Origin of the sequence: Gordonia humi (assembly GCF_014197435.1) — a bacterium.
In the GTDB taxonomy this organism is placed as follows: Bacteria; Actinomycetota; Actinomycetes; order Mycobacteriales; family Mycobacteriaceae; genus Gordonia; species Gordonia humi.
In genome coordinates, this window is sequence record NZ_JACIFP010000001.1 from 1,405,091 (window position 1) to 1,418,771 (window position 13,681).

Genomic DNA, 13,681 nt, shown 5'->3' on the forward strand with positions numbered 1-13,681 from the left:
TCACCGAGTTGTGACCACATCGCCGCCTGCGGAGGGGGCTGTGACGCGTGCGGGACACCGCCGGTGAGGCCGGGCGGCCGCGATGACCGCTAACCTGGTCAGTTGTGAGCAGTAGGAAACCGGAGACCCGACTGGGCCTGGTCCGACGAGCGCGGCGGATGAACAGGACCCTCCAGGAGGCGTTTCCGCACGTGTACTGCGAACTCGACTTCACCACGCCGCTGGAACTGTCGGTGGCGACGATCCTGTCGGCCCAGTGCACCGATGTCCGCGTGAACCAGGTGACGCCCGCATTGTTCGCCCGATACCCCGATGCCTTCTCCTACGCCAGCGCCGACCGCACCGAACTCGAGGAGATGATCCGGTCGACCGGCTTCTACCGGAACAAGGCCAACTCGATCATCGGGCTGGGGCAGGCGCTCGTCGAACGCTTCGACGGCGAGGTGCCCGGCACGCTGCGCGAACTCGTCACACTGCCCGGATTCGGTCGGAAGACGGCGAACGTGGTTCTCGGCAACGCGTTCGGCGTCCCCGGCCTCACGGTCGACACGCACTTCAGTCGTCTCGTGCGACGGTGGGGCTGGACCGTCGAGACCGATCCCGTGAAGGTGGAGAAGGAGATCGGCGAACTGTTTCCCCGCAAGGAGTGGACCGACCTGTCACACCGGATCATCTTTCACGGACGACGCGTCTGTCATGCGCGCACCCCCGCGTGCGGCGTGTGCCTGCTCGCGAAGGACTGTCCGTCACGCGGTGAAGGCCAGATCGATCCGATGAAGGCGGCCGCACTGGTCAAGGGGCCGGAGACCGAGCATCTGCTGGAGCTGGCGGGGGTGACGCCGTGAGCGGCATGGACACCGCGAAGAAGGCGTTCGCCCAACCCGGCATGCGGGCGATGATCGCCTTCGTCGTCGTCGTGATCGCGCTGGTCGCCGCCCTGTGGCCGCGGGGTGGCGACGACGGGCACGACGCCGCGCCGACGGCACCGCCCGCGGCGTCTGCGGACACCTCCGGGGTCACCGACGCCGATGCGTCGCCGGATGAGATCGCGCAGGCGCGTGCCGCCGCGGCTCTGACGCCCTGTCCGATCGGCTCCGGGCCGGCCGAGGGCGTGCTGGCGGGCGTGAGCGCACCGTGCATGGCCGACGGTGCCACGATCGATCTCGGCGCCGTCACGGCGGGCCGACCTCTGGTCATCAACATGTGGGCGGTCTGGTGCCTGCCGTGTCGCCGCGAGCTGCCGGAGTTCGATCGCCTCGCCCGGGAGGCGGGCGACCGACTGAACGTGCTCGCCGTCCACGCCAAGGAGGGGGCGGAGAAGGAGTTCTTCGTCCTCAAGTACATGCAGGAGGTCGGCGCGCATCTGCCCGTCGTCACCGATCCCCGGGGCGACATCGCCAAGGCGGTGAACGCGCCGCGGATCTTTCCGTCGACGGTGATGATCCGCGCCGACGGGACCGTCGCGGCCGTGCTGCCCCGAGTGTTCGACACGTACGAGGAGTTGACCGCCGCCGTTCGCGAGAACCTCGGTGTCGACGTGGGAGGAACCGCATGATCCGCCGGGAGTCGGGACTGCTCGTGCCCCGGGACGAGGTCCCGGAGTGGCTTCGTCCGGTGACCGACGACGTCGAGGTCGTCAACGAGAAGGTCTTGAACCGAGGGGGCGACCGCGTTCGGATGGCGAGAGACTTCGTCGCGACCCGCACCGCCGCCGTGCTGGTCCTGTTCGGCGGATCGTTCGACGCCGCGCCCGACCATCCCGGCGGAGTGCCCGCCGACGCCGACGTCCTCCTCACCGAGCGGGCGACCACCCTGCGCACGCACGGCGGGCAGATCGCCTTTCCCGGCGGCGCCCGCGATCCGGGCGACGAGTACCCGGTGGGCACCGCGATGCGGGAGGCGTGGGAGGAGACCGGGCTCGCGGCCGACGGGGTCGACGTCCTCGCCAGCCTCCCGGAGTTCCCCGTCCCGTCGGGTTTCGCGGTGGCCCCGGTGCTCGCGCACTGGTCGCGTCCGTCCCAGGTCCGCGTCGTCGACAAGGGGGAGACGGCGCGCGTGGCGCGCGTGAACCTGCGCGAGTTGCTCAGCGCCGAGCATCGGTTCCAGGTGAGTCGGGAGATTCCCGGACGCGGCGAGTTCCGCGGTCCGGCGTTCATGTACGACGGCATGCTCGTCTGGGGGTTCACCGGCGGTCTGATCGCCGCGATCTCCGAGGCCGCGGGCTGGGACGTGCCGTGGGACACCGACGACGTCCGCCCGTTGGAGGAGATGATCGAACTGGCCGGCGGTCGACAGGTGTCCGGATTCGCCGCGGAGCCGCCTCGGTGAACGGGTCGGTCTGGGTCGACCTCGTCATCGTCGCCGTTGCGCTGCTGGCCGCCTTCAGCGGCTATCGACAGGGTGCGGCGGCGTCCGCGCTGGCCTTCGTCGGCGTCGTGATCGGCGCCGTCGCCGGAGTCCTCGTCGCACCGCTCGTGATCGAGCAGTTCGACGACCAGCGTCTTCGTCTGGTGGTCGGCGTGATGATCATCGTCGTGCTGATCGTGATCGGTGAGCTGGCGGGCATGGTCCTGGGCCGCGCGGCCCGCAGCAGCATCCACTCTCCGTCGCTGCGCCGTGTCGACAGCACCGTGGGCTCCGTTCTGCAGGTGGTCGCGATCCTGGCCGCGGCGTGGCTGCTGTCGTTCCCGCTCCGCAGCTCCGAGCAGGTCCGCATCTCCGACGCCGTCGCCGATTCGAAGGTGGTCGGGGCCGTCGACGCGGTGGCGCCGCAGTGGATGCGGAACCTGCCGAACGAGCTGACCGACCTCATCGACTCGTCGGGCATCAAGGAGGTCATCGGACCGTTCGGGCAGACGCGGGTCGCCAACGTGGACGAGCCGGACGGCTCGCTGGCCGGTCTGCCGGTGGTGAATCAGGTACGACGCAGCGTGCTGAAGATCACCGGCCTCGCGCACAGCTGCGGACAGTCGTTGGAGGGTTCCGGATTCGTGGTCTCGCCCGAACGGGTCATGACCAATGCGCACGTCGTCGCGGGCACCGACGAGGTCAGTGTGGAGACCATCGACGGCCGTCATCTCGACGCGACCGTCGTCTGGTTCAACTCGCGCAACGACGTCGCCGTGCTCGACGTGCCGGGCCTGAAGGCTCCCGCACTCGACTTCGCGTCCCAGTCCGGTGACACGGGGACCGATGCCATCGTGCTCGGCTACCCGGAGAACGGCCCGTACACGGTGACTCCCGTCCGTATCCGGAACGTGGTGCAGCTCAACGGTCCCGACATCTACCAGCGGGCCGGGCAGGTGTCGCGCGAGGTGTACACGGTGCGCGGCACGATCCGTTCGGGCAACTCGGGCGGACCGATGATCGATCGCGACGGCAGCGTGTTCGGGATGGTGTTCGGCGCCTCGGAGAATCCGGCCGACGACACGGGATTCGTCCTCACCGCGGACCAGATCCAGCGCGACCTCGCCCAGTCGGAGAAGCGTTCGGGGTCGGCTGCCGTCGACACCGAGAAGTGCGTGCCGGTCGGATAGACGCGTCGGCTCGCATAGCCGCCCGCGAACCGCTCATCCGATCGGTCGCGTCAGCGCCCCAGGTGCCCCAGGATGGCCTCGTTGACCGCGTCCGGCTCCTCCTCGTGCAGGAAGTGCCCGGCGTCGGGAATCGTGCGGTAGGTGAAGTCGCGGCCCCAGTGTGCGCTGTCGGCCATCAGAGAGTCGAGGATGTACTCGTCGTCGTGACCGCGCAGGCCGAGGAACGGGTGGTCCAGGCGCTTGTCCATCAGTTCCATGAACCGCCAGCCGTCCGGCCGGAACTGGGAACGGAACGCCCAGCGGCGATACTCCAGGCTGCAGTGGGCGACGCCGGGAATCTGAATCGCCATCCGGTTGCGTTCGAGCGCCTCGGCGAAGTCGTCCGTCCGCTGCCAGGCCGGACCCGACCGGGTGCGGAAGTACTCCTCGACGAAGGCCCCGTCGTGGCGGGTGAGACGACGTTCGCCGATCCGCGGGAGCTGGTTGTGAATGAACGGGCCGAGGAACGACGAACGCTCCTCCGCGTTGAACAGCACGGCCTGCCGCAGCGCGCGCGGATGGGGCGACGAGAGGACGACGACCCGGTCCACCGCGCGCGGGTGCAGGGTGGCCGTCGCCCAGCAGACGAGGCCGCCGTCGGCGTGCCCGACGAGCGAGGCCGACGAATGCCCGAGCGCCCTGATGAGCGCATGCGTGTCACCGGCCAGCGTCCAGCCGTCGTAGCCGCGCGGCGGCTTATCGGAGTCGCCGTATCCGCGCAGGTCCACCGCGACGGCGCGGTAGCCCGCGGCGTTCAGGGCGGGCAGTTGATTGCGCCAGGTCCACCAGAACTCGCCGAACCCGTGCAAGAGGAGCACGAGCGGCCGGTCGGCGATCGACCGGCAGCTCTCGACGGCATGGAAACGGAGGCCGCCGGCGCGCACGTCGAAGTGCTGCCAGGGGCCGTCGAACCGGACCTGGGTGGGATCCGGCGGTGTCGTGTTCAACCTCGTCGTTCCCGGAGTGCGGCGGTCAGCGGCTCATGGGATCCCGCGCGGGCGGGATCTGCGGGTGTGCGACGCCGCCGGTGGGCGACTTGTCGCGTCCCGGAACCACCGAGCTGATCTCCTGCAGGGACTCGATCGTCTTCTCCGGCTTGCGCAGCTTCCGGAACAGCAGGTAGCCGACGAGGATCAAGACGATCGACACGAACAGCAGGATGAGGAAGACGATGCCGAACGCGGCCCACGCGGGCAGCCACAGGTCGAGCAGCACGCCGAGGAAGACGAAGAAGAACAGGCTCGCGTACAGGAGCAGGACGGCCGCACCGATGATCAGGCCGGTGCCGGCTCCGGCCTTCTTGGCCTCGGCGATGAGTTCGGACTTGGCGAGTGCGACTTCGGCGCGGACCAGCGTCGACACATTGGCCGTGGCGTCCTTGACGAGATTGCCGATCGTGGGTTCGCCGTCTTTGCCGAGGTTGGCGTCCGACATCGGAATCGACGGGACGCGCGGAGCGTCGGCGGGCTGCGGAGGCCAGGTGTCCTGATTGCCGCTCACGAATTCTCCCTTGAAATAGCGATGGTCGGACTTCATGTTGCCATGCCGTCGGTTCTCCGATCGCCCCCACACGCGGATCGTCGCGGATCGGGCGTTCACCGGCCCGCTGGTCGAGCGGCGTACACGTGGATCGCGCGGGTCCTCATGCGGATCGAGCGGAGTCGAGATCCCTCGGCGGGGTCTCGACTCCGCTCGGCCGGCGGGACGGTGCGTCCGTCAGTTCTTCTTGGCCCGGATGGCTTCGAAGACGGTCGGGTCCACCAGGGTCGAGGTGTCACCGAGTTCGCGTCCTTCGGCGATGTCCTTCAGGAGGCGACGCATGATCTTGCCCGAGCGGGTCTTCGGGAGCTCCGGCACGATGTTGATCTCCCGCGGCTTGGCGATCGGCGAGATGTCGACCGACACCTGCTGGCGCAGTTCGGCGACGAGTTCGTCGCCCGGCGTCGCGTGCTCCATCAGGATCACGAACGCGACGATGCCCTGTCCGGTGGTCTCGTCGGCGGCACCCACCACGGCGGCCTCGGCCACCGCGGCGTGTGCGACGAGTGCGGACTCGACTTCGGAGGTGGAGATGCGGTGGCCCGAGACGTTCATGACGTCGTCGACGCGGCCGAGGACCCACAGGGCTCCGTCCTCGTCATAGCGGGCTCCGTCGCCGGCGAAGTACCAGCCCTGTTCGGCGAACCGTGACCAGTAGGTCTCCTTGAAGCGTTCCGGGTCGCCCCAGATGCCGCGGAGCATGCCCGGCCAGGGCCGGTCCAGGACCAGGTAGCCCTGTTCGCCGTCGGGCACCGAGTTGCCCTTGTCGTCGACGATGGAGGCGCTGATGCCCGGCAGCGGTCGCATGGCCGAGCCGGGTTTGGTGGCGATCGCGCCGGGCAGCGGGGCGATCATGTGGCCGCCGGTCTCGGTCTGCCACCAGGTGTCCACGATCGGGCATCGGTTCGCGCCGATCACGTCGTAGTACCAGCGCCAGGCCTCGGGGTTGATCGGCTCACCGACCGAGCCGAGCAGACGCAGCGAGCTCAGGTCGTGGGCGTCGGGGATCTCCCGGCCCCACTTCATGAACGTGCGGATCATCGTCGGCGCGGTGTAGTAGGTGGTGACACCGTACTTCTCGATGATCTGGAAGTGGCGGTGCTCGTCGGGTGAGTTCGGGGTGCCCTCGTAGATCACCTGCGTCGCGCCGTTGGCGAGCGGAGCGTAGGTGATGTAGGTGTGCCCGGTGACCCAGCCGATGTCGGCGGTGCACCAGAAGACGTCGCGGCCCTCCTTGTGGTCGAACACATTGTGGAAGGTGTAGGCGGCTTGGGTGAGGTAGCCGCCCGAGGAGTGCACGATGCCCTTGGGCTTACCGGTGGTGCCGGAGGTGTACAGCAGGAACAGCGGGTGCTCGGCGTCGAAGGCTTCGGGGGTGTGCTCGGGCGACTGCTCGGCGACGGTGTCCTCCCACCACACGTCGCGACCGTGGACCCAGTTCAGGTTCGCGTCGTGGTTGGTGCGGCGCACGACGATGACCTTCTCGACCGACGGCGCGGCGTCGTCGCCGGTGCCCAACGCTTCGTCGACGGCCTCCTTGAGGGGCGCGGGCTTGCCGCGGCGGAACTGGCCGTCGGTGGTGATGACGACCTTGGCCTCGGCGTCGTCGACGCGCGAGCGCAGTGCGGCCGCGGAGAAGCCGGCGAAGACCACGGAGTGGGTCAGACCCAGGCGGGCACAGGCCAGCATCGCGATGACCGCTTCGGGGACCATCGGCATGTAGATCGCGACGCGGTCGCCCGCGACCAGGCCGATCGAGGCCAGATAGTTCGCGGCGCGCGAGACCTCGTCCTTGAGTTGGCTGTAGGTGATGTCGCGGGTGTCGTCGATCGGTTCGCCGATCCAGTGGATGGCGACGCGGTCGCCCTTGCCCGCGGCGACGTGGCGGTCGACGCAGTTGACCGCCACGTTCAGCTCGCCGCCGACGAACCATTTCGCGAACGGGGCGTTCGACCAGTCCAGGACCTGCTCGAACGGCTTCGCCCAGTCGAGACGACGCGCCTGCTCCGCCCAGAACTCGTCCGGATCCGCCTCGGCCCGCTGGTACATCTCGATGGTCGCGTTGGCGTTGTCGGCGAACTCCTTCGAGGGCGGGTACACCTTACTGGCTTCGGTCATTCGTGGTCTGCCTTTCTGTCTCGAACTGCCGCGCTGGGTCGGTCGTGGACGTGCGCCGTCGTCGCCACCGCTCGATCGGAGGGTGTCGTCCGGAGCGCGTTCCACTCACCTTGTGAGCGTAGTCACCGCACGTTGCATCCGCGTAGCGGGGAGCGTTCGCGCGGGGTGCCGATGCGGTGAGCGGTCGCCGACATACGACGGGTGGATCGTCCGCCGACGCGTGACGGGTGGGACCGGCGACTCGGCGGACGAGCCGCCGCGAGAGGTCGCGAGGCCAGGCGCGCACGCCCCGGGCCCGGGATCTGGCAGGCGAGTCGTGGGCGTCGTCGTCGACCGGTCGCCGCGGTGTGACGGGCGACGCGCGACTATCGTGACCGGGGTGAGTGCTGATCCGCTGGCCCCGTTGCTCGACCTCCCCGACGTCCGTGCCGCCGCCGAGGCCGCGCGGGACGCACTCGGGGTGGTGCACCGCCATCGCACCAACCTGCGCGGGTGGGACAAGACGTCGCGCGAGGCGTCCTGGCGCGCCGGTCGGTCGTCGGCCGCGATCGAGGGCGGCAGCGTGGAACTGCAGCGCGACGCGCAGTTCGACGATCCGATCACCGAAGGCGCGATACGTGTGGCACAGGCCCTCGACACGGACGGGGTCGACCAGCTCGTCGCGGTGTTCCGGCGCGCGCCGGCGCAGGCGCTCGCCCGACTGCACACCCTCGCGGCCGCGGGTCTGGTGGACGATCCGGAACTGCTGGGCAGACCGAGGTCGGAACCGCACATCGCGCAGCGTCTGGACTTCCTCGGCCAGATCATCACCGGCGGCACCCGGGTCCCGGCACCGGTGCTCGCGGCGATCGTGCACGGTGAGCTGTCGTCGTTGGCGCCGTTCACCGAGGGCAACGGTGTCGTCGCGCGCGGTGCGTCGCGGCTGGTGTCGGCGGCCACCGGACTCGACCCGCACCTGCTCGGCGTCCCGGAGGTGACCTGGCTCAAGCGGATCGGGGAGTACCGCGAACTCTCGGCGACGTTCGGCACCGGCGATCCGTCGGCGATCGGAGCCTGGATCGTGCTGTGCTGTGAGGCGATGGAGGCAGGTGCCGTCGAGGCGAAGTCGATCGCCGACGCGGCGGCGGGGCAGTGACTCCACACACGATTGCGGGCGGCACCGGAGGCCGATTGTCATCTCGACCGCGGTACCGCCCGCGAGCACGAACGAAAGTTACCAGGCGTGCTGGGTGGGTTGTGGGGATCGCCTCGGCGTCGCCTCGTTCACCTGGACGTGTACTCGAAAGACAGTGACCTTTCCCTGTGTGAGTTCACGTATAGTGCCCGGGGTTTCGCAGGCGCACAACACTTTTGCCAATGCGGCGTGCTCCGCGTGGGTGCTTGCCGTCCGTGCTGGGAATCTCGGTGTCCGGGGGTTCAGGCCTTCTCTGCCGGTCTGAACTTGGCCGCCCCTTGATTCCGTGATCCCATTTCTACCCTGTGACGACGGTCACTGCAAGGGTTTGATGGAATTCGTCGAAACCAAGCGTTCGTGCAGGTGGTGGACATGATTTCGGCGGTACAGCACGGCGGCCGCGGCGAGTGCGCCGATACCTGTGGCGCACAGAGCTGTTCGCCCGACGGTCGCCGGGCTCGGACGATGCGACGCCGCGGCGGGGGCGTCGAAGTCGAGCACGTCCCAGCCCGCGTCGACGGCGTGTCGCCGCAGAGCCTTGTCCGGGTTGACCACGGCCGGGTTGCCGACCGCCTCGAGCATCGGCAGATCGGTCACCGAGTCGGAGTAGGCGAAACAGCGTTCCAGATCGTAGCCGCGCTCGGCGGCGAGCTGCTCGACGACGGAGGCCTTCTCCTCGCCGTAACAGTAGAAGTCGAGGTCGCCGGAGTACCGCCCGTCGACGATGCGCATGACGCTGGCGCGCACGGTGTCGATGCCGAGCAGGTCGCCGATCGGCTCGACCATCTCGATGCCCGACGCCGAGATCAGTACGAGGTCGTGGTCGGCGTCTCGGTGCCGGCGGATCAGGTCGAGTGCTTCGGGGAAGACGACCGGAGACACCACCTCGTCGAGTGTCTCGGCGACGATGCTGCGCACTTGTTCCGCGTCCCAGCCGGTGGACATGTCGGTCACATGCTTGCGGAGCCTGTCGACGTGATTCGCCTCGGCCGACGTCAGCAGGAACTGAAGTTGCGCGATCGCCGAACGGAGCATGGTGCGGCGCGACAGCAGTCCTCCCTCGTAGAACGGTCGTGTGAACGCCAGGACGCTCGATCTGGCGATCACCGTCTTGTCCAGATCGAAGAAGGCGGCGACCCGCGTGGGCTTTGCCGTGGTCACGTTGGCATAGTACGACGATCGAATGATCGAGAAGTGTGATCTAGGGAACAGGGATTCGTGGATAGTTGGACTTGCAATCTTCGATCGGCCGCGTGTAGTTTTAATTTTGTCCGGCAATGCCGGAAGCTTTCAGCCCGACCCCCCGGGGCTGAAACGCTGATGACCCCGGCCTCCTCCCCCCTGGCCGGGGTCATCTTCTGTCTCCGGGCCTTCTACCTGCGCGGATGCCGACCTGTGGATAACCTGCTTCCCAGAATACGGCAACGGTTCCATGATCGGGGACATGACCGATGTGCTGCTCGTCCTCGCCGCCGAACCGATTCACGCCGACCTCGCCCGATGCGCGGCGGCGGCCGGATACGCGATGGTGGTCGGCGACGCCGCGTCGTGCCGACACGACTGGCTGCGGGCGACGGCGGTCGCCGTGGACGCCGGTGCCGTCGACGTCCTCGCCGCGCTGCATCCGCCGCGCCGCGGCGCCGTGGTGGTGGTCGGTGCGCGCGAGGACGATCCGCGCGCCTGGCAGACCGCGTTGTCGCTCGGCGCGCAGGGCGGTTTCGTGCTGCCCGACGAGGAGTCCGGACTCGTCGGTGCGCTCTCGGAGTTCCGGCGGCCGGTCCGCAGCCCGGCCGGCGTCGTCGCCGTGGTCGGCGGGCACGGTGGGGCGGGCGCGTCGTCGATGACGGCGGCCGTGGCACTCGTGGCCTCCGGGGCGGGGCAACGGGTCCTGCTCGTCGATGCGGATCGTTCCGGTGCGGGTGCCGACCTGATATTGGGCGTGGAGGATGAACCGGGCCTGCGATGGCCGGACGTGACGGGCGAGACCGGTGCGATCGCGGGACCGGCACTGCGCGCCGCGTTGCCCGGCACCGGACGCATCAGTGTCATCACCTCCGGCCGTGACGACGCCGAACCCCTGCGTCCGGACACCGTGCTCGCCGTCGTGGACGCCGGGCGCTCGGCGGGCGACGTCGTGGTAGCCGATGTGGGCCGGGAGCCCGGACCGGTGGCGGCCGGACTCCTCGACAGTGCCGATGTCGCGGTCCTGGTGACGACGGCGTCGGTGCACGGTGTGGCGGCGAGCCGTCGGACGGCGGCTCGGCTGGTCGGCGACCGTGAGGCGCTGCTGGTGGTGCGTGGCCCGTCGCCGGGCGGGCTGCGGGCGCGGGACGTCGCCGACGCCGTCGGTCTTCCGCTCCTCGGCGGCTATCGTCCGGAGCGGGGGCTGGACCGGCGGTGCGAGGCCACCGGGCTGCGGCTGCGGCGGCGAGGACCGCTCACCAGGGCCGCGCAGGACGTGTACCGGCGGCTGCGTGCAGGAGCTCCGCGATGACCGCCACTGGGCGTGCCGACCTGCTCGAACGGGTTCGAGACCGCCTCGCGACGACGACAGCGGATCCCGAGCCGGGCGTGATCGCCGATGCGATCCGGGCCGAATCGGGCGGACTGCTCGGCGACACCGACCTGCTCGACGTCCTGCGCTATCTGCAGACCGAGATGGTGGGTGCCGGGCGCCTGGAAGGGCTCCTGGCCGACCCCGACGTGAGCGACGTCCTCGTGGTCGGCCCGGACAAGGTGTGGGCCGACCGCGGCGACGGACTGGAGCTGACCGGGGTGCGGTTCGACGACGAGGCCGCGGTGCGCCGCCTCGCCGGCCGCCTGGCTCTGGGCGCGGGCCGACGACTCGACGATGCGCAGCCGTGGGTGGACGGGCAGCTGTCGGGCGTCGGACGGCGGGACGCGGTGGTCCGCCTGCACGCGGTGATCCCGCCGCTCGCCGTCGACGGCACCTGCATCTCGCTGCGGGTGCTGCACAACGCGGCCCAGACGTTCGACACCCTCGTCCGATCGGGCGCGGTGCCCGGGGAAGCGGCCGAACTGCTGCGCGAGGCGGTCCGCGCACGCTTGGCGTTCCTGATCATCGGCGGGACCGGGACCGGGAAGACCACCCTCTTGAACGCCCTTCTCGGCCAGGTGGACCCGACCGAACGCGTGGTGACAGTGGAGGACGCGTCCGAGCTGGCGCCCCGGCATCCGCATGTGGTCCGGTTGGTCGCGCGCAACGCGAACGTCGAAGGCATCGGCGATGTGCCGGTCCGCGACCTGGTCCGGCAGGCTCTGCGGATGCGGCCGGACCGGATCGTCGTCGGCGAGGTCCGCGGCGCCGAGGTGATCGACCTGTTGATCGCGCTGAACACCGGGCACGACGGCTGCGCGGGCACGCTCCATGCGAACTCGACGTCGGAGGTGCCGGCTCGGATGGAGGCGCTCGCCGCACTCGGTGGAATGGATCGTGCGGCGCTGCACAGTCAGCTGGCCGCCGCGATCCAACTGGTGCTGGGGCTGGGGCGTGATCGCGACGGCCATCGCGGCCTCACCGAGATCGGGGTGCTGACACGGTCGGACGACGGGTTGATTCGGATCGAGACCGCGTGGTCTCGACGCAGCGGTTTCACCGACGTCCGCGCCCGGATCGATGCGCTCGTCGCCGACCGGACGCCGGCGTGACCGTGGCGCCGCTGCTGGCGGCAGCGGGTGGAGTGATCCTGCTGTGGCCGCGCCCCGCCGTGTGGCGGAGGTTGCCGGCCCGGGCCGTCGACCGGGATCGACGCGTGGTCGACACGATGTGGGCCGCGGCGGCGGCCCCGCTCGTCGTCGCCCTGCTCGTCGGGGCGGCCGCCGGTGTCGCGATCGCGATTGCGACCGCCACCGTGATGGGGCTGCGTCGTCGTGCGGCGCGGCGCGCGGACCGGGAGCGACGGCGCGACGAGCTGAGGAGGGGTGTCTCGGTGATGATCGCTGAGATGTCCGTCGGCGCGCCGTTGAGCGCGGCGTGTGCGAGCGCGGCGGAGGAACTGTCGCGGGACGGACCGTCGGAGGTTGCCGCCGAGCTCGCGCAGATGGCGGCGCGAGTCGAACTCGGCGGCGACCCGGCGGACGTCGTCGTGCGTGGCGATCGCGGCGTGGACCGACTGGCGGCGGCGTGGGCGGCGTCGGCGAGGTGGGGACTGCCGATGATCGATCTCCTTCAGATGCTGCGGTCGGATCTGTCGGCCCGCGCCGAGCACGTCGCGCGCACGCGAGCCGGGCTCGCGGGGCCCCGTGCGACGGCGATGGTTCTCGCGGGGTTGCCGATGCTGGGGATCGGTCTCGGACAGCTGGTGGGCGCTCACCCGCTCACCGTGCTTCTCGGTCCGGGGATCGGGGGGATCGTTCTGATCGTCGGCACCTCGCTCGCCTCGGCCGGGGTGTGGTGGACCGATGCGATCACGGCGAAGGTCGTGCGGTGATCGCCGTCGCCGCGTTCGCTGCCGCGCTCGCCCTCTGGATCTGGCCGGGGCCGGAATGGTCGCTGTTCCGGATCGTTCCGCGACCGCGGCCCGACCGTGCACCCCGCTGGCTGGGCGCGGGCGAGGCTGCGCCGGATCCGTTCGACGTCGCCGCCGCCTACGACCTGTTCGCGGTCTGCCTGCGGGCCGGGCTGCCGGTGTCCGCGGCCGCAGAGGTCACCGCGGCGCGGGCCCCGGACACGATCGCGGGGCCGCTCGAGCGTGCCGCCGATCTATTGGCTCTCGGCGCGGACGCGGAGATCGCATGGGCTGGGGGTGCGACGGTCGACCCGCTGTTCGCCGAACTCGCGACACTGGCCCGCCGTGCTTCGCGGGCGGGTGCGTCGCTGGCCGACGGCGTCGCCGATCTGGCCGTCGCCACGCGGCGGCGGGCCGCCGATCGCGCGGTGGAGGCCGCGGAGAAGGCAGGTGTCAAGGTGAGCGGTCCGCTCGGGCTGTGCTTTCTGCCGGCATTCGTGTGCCTGGGGATCGTGCCGGTCGTGATCGGTCTGGCGTCGGGCATGCTCGGCGGGCTCTGACCGATACCGGTCCGCGTCGCCGGGGCCTGTGGAATTCGACGGAACCGGATCGGCGGTCGGTGCGTCTGACCTTGTGACGGGATCGCATCGGGCGGACCGCGGATCGAGGAGGGCCGAGATGGGGATCGACGAATGGATGCGCTGGTGGGTGGAGACCAGGACGCTGACCGGGCGACTGATGGCCGATGAGGACGGCATGTCCACGGTCGAATACTCCATTAATCTCAATTAATACCTATGTATGAT

Annotated in this window: 14 protein-coding genes; 10 read left to right on the forward strand and 4 right to left on the reverse strand. The window is 69.9% G+C overall.

Annotation, left to right across the window (positions count from 1 at the left end):
* Positions 1 to 158 precede the first annotated feature (158 nt).
* Genes nth through BKA16_RS06485 form a run of 4 tightly spaced genes read left to right on the forward strand, consistent with a single transcriptional unit; the run spans position 159 to position 3,536 of the window.
* Positions 159 to 845, forward strand: a complete 687-nt coding sequence (gene nth, locus BKA16_RS06470; RefSeq protein ID WP_183372933.1) for an endonuclease III — start codon at positions 159 to 161, stop codon at positions 843 to 845.
* Positions 846 to 850: 5 nt separating this feature from the next.
* Positions 851 to 1,555, forward strand: coding sequence for a TlpA disulfide reductase family protein (locus tag BKA16_RS06475; protein ID WP_183372934.1), 705 nt, complete (start codon positions 851 to 853; stop codon positions 1,553 to 1,555).
* A complete protein-coding gene (locus BKA16_RS06480) occupies positions 1,552 to 2,328 on the forward strand; it encodes an NUDIX hydrolase (RefSeq protein ID WP_183369885.1) in 777 nt (258 codons plus the stop codon). Before BKA16_RS06475 ends, BKA16_RS06480 begins: the two co-directional genes overlap by 4 nt.
* Positions 2,325 to 3,536 (forward strand): MarP family serine protease, encoded by a 1,212-nt coding sequence (locus BKA16_RS06485; protein WP_183369886.1) that lies wholly within the window; start codon positions 2,325 to 2,327, stop codon positions 3,534 to 3,536. Before BKA16_RS06480 ends, BKA16_RS06485 begins: the two co-directional genes overlap by 4 nt.
* Positions 3,537 to 3,586: 50 nt before the next feature.
* On the opposite strand, the gene BKA16_RS06490 is transcribed toward BKA16_RS06485, so the two are convergent.
* The 3 genes from BKA16_RS06490 to acs form a co-directional block, all read right to left on the reverse strand.
* Positions 3,587 to 4,522, reverse strand: a complete 936-nt coding sequence (locus BKA16_RS06490; protein WP_183369887.1) for an alpha/beta fold hydrolase — start codon at positions 4,520 to 4,522, stop codon at positions 3,587 to 3,589.
* 25 nt (positions 4,523 to 4,547) lie between these two features.
* Entirely contained in the window at positions 4,548 to 5,075 is a 528-nt protein-coding gene (locus tag BKA16_RS06495) for a phage holin family protein (RefSeq protein ID WP_343067306.1), read from the reverse strand.
* 216 nt (positions 5,076 to 5,291) lie between these two features.
* Complete coding sequence (gene acs, locus BKA16_RS06500) at positions 5,292 to 7,232, reverse strand: acetate--CoA ligase (RefSeq protein WP_183369889.1); 1,941 nt, start codon at positions 7,230 to 7,232, stop codon at positions 5,292 to 5,294.
* A gap of 379 nt (positions 7,233 to 7,611) precedes the next feature.
* Between acs and BKA16_RS06505 the strand changes: the two genes are divergently transcribed.
* Positions 7,612 to 8,367 carry a Fic family protein gene (locus BKA16_RS06505; protein WP_183369890.1) on the forward strand — a complete coding sequence of 252 codons (756 nt, stop codon included), beginning with the start codon at positions 7,612 to 7,614 and terminating at the stop codon, positions 8,365 to 8,367.
* Positions 8,368 to 8,721: 354 nt separating this feature from the next.
* Here the strand turns inward: BKA16_RS06505 and BKA16_RS06510 are convergent, their stop codons facing one another.
* Positions 8,722 to 9,567, reverse strand: a complete 846-nt coding sequence (locus BKA16_RS06510; RefSeq protein ID WP_183369891.1) for an HAD-IB family hydrolase — start codon at positions 9,565 to 9,567, stop codon at positions 8,722 to 8,724.
* 283 nt (positions 9,568 to 9,850) lie between these two features.
* Between BKA16_RS06510 and ssd the strand changes: the two genes are divergently transcribed.
* The 5 genes from ssd to BKA16_RS06535 all read left to right on the forward strand — a co-directional run bounded on the left by ssd (position 9,851) and on the right by BKA16_RS06535 (position 13,667).
* A complete protein-coding gene (gene ssd, locus BKA16_RS06515; protein ID WP_183369892.1) occupies positions 9,851 to 10,900 on the forward strand; it encodes a septum site-determining protein Ssd in 1,050 nt (349 codons plus the stop codon).
* Positions 10,897 to 12,075, forward strand: a complete 1,179-nt coding sequence (locus BKA16_RS06520) for a TadA family conjugal transfer-associated ATPase (RefSeq protein ID WP_183369893.1) — start codon at positions 10,897 to 10,899, stop codon at positions 12,073 to 12,075. Before ssd ends, BKA16_RS06520 begins: the two co-directional genes overlap by 4 nt.
* The gene (locus BKA16_RS06525) at positions 12,072 to 12,857 is read left to right on the forward strand and encodes a type II secretion system F family protein (protein WP_343067307.1); all 786 of its coding nucleotides are present in this window, start codon (positions 12,072 to 12,074) and stop codon (positions 12,855 to 12,857) included. The genes BKA16_RS06520 and BKA16_RS06525 overlap by 4 nt, the downstream gene beginning before the upstream one ends.
* Positions 12,854 to 13,435, forward strand: a complete 582-nt coding sequence (locus tag BKA16_RS06530; RefSeq protein ID WP_183369894.1) for a type II secretion system F family protein — start codon at positions 12,854 to 12,856, stop codon at positions 13,433 to 13,435. Before BKA16_RS06525 ends, BKA16_RS06530 begins: the two co-directional genes overlap by 4 nt.
* Positions 13,436 to 13,553: 118 nt before the next feature.
* Positions 13,554 to 13,667, forward strand: a complete 114-nt coding sequence (locus BKA16_RS06535) for a DUF4244 domain-containing protein (protein ID WP_183369895.1) — start codon at positions 13,554 to 13,556, stop codon at positions 13,665 to 13,667.
* The last annotated feature ends 14 nt before the right edge of the window (positions 13,668 to 13,681 follow it).

Excerpts from the sequence above, each read along its gene's own strand:
- nth (WP_183372933.1), top strand. The coding sequence starts at position 159 with ATGAACAGGACCCTCCAGGAGGCGTTTCCGCACGTGTACTGCGAACTC.
- BKA16_RS06475 (WP_183372934.1), top strand. The coding sequence starts at position 851 with ATGGACACCGCGAAGAAGGCGTTCGCCCAACCCGGCATGCGGGCGATG.
- BKA16_RS06480 (WP_183369885.1), top strand. The coding sequence starts at position 1,552 with ATGATCCGCCGGGAGTCGGGACTGCTCGTGCCCCGGGACGAGGTCCCG.
- acs (WP_183369889.1), bottom strand. The coding sequence starts at position 7,232 with ATGACCGAAGCCAGTAAGGTGTACCCGCCCTCGAAGGAGTTCGCCGAC.
- ssd (WP_183369892.1), top strand. The coding sequence starts at position 9,851 with ATGACCGATGTGCTGCTCGTCCTCGCCGCCGAACCGATTCACGCCGAC.
- BKA16_RS06520 (WP_183369893.1), top strand. The coding sequence starts at position 10,897 with ATGACCGCCACTGGGCGTGCCGACCTGCTCGAACGGGTTCGAGACCGC.
- BKA16_RS06535 (WP_183369895.1), top strand. The coding sequence starts at position 13,554 with ATGGGGATCGACGAATGGATGCGCTGGTGGGTGGAGACCAGGACGCTG.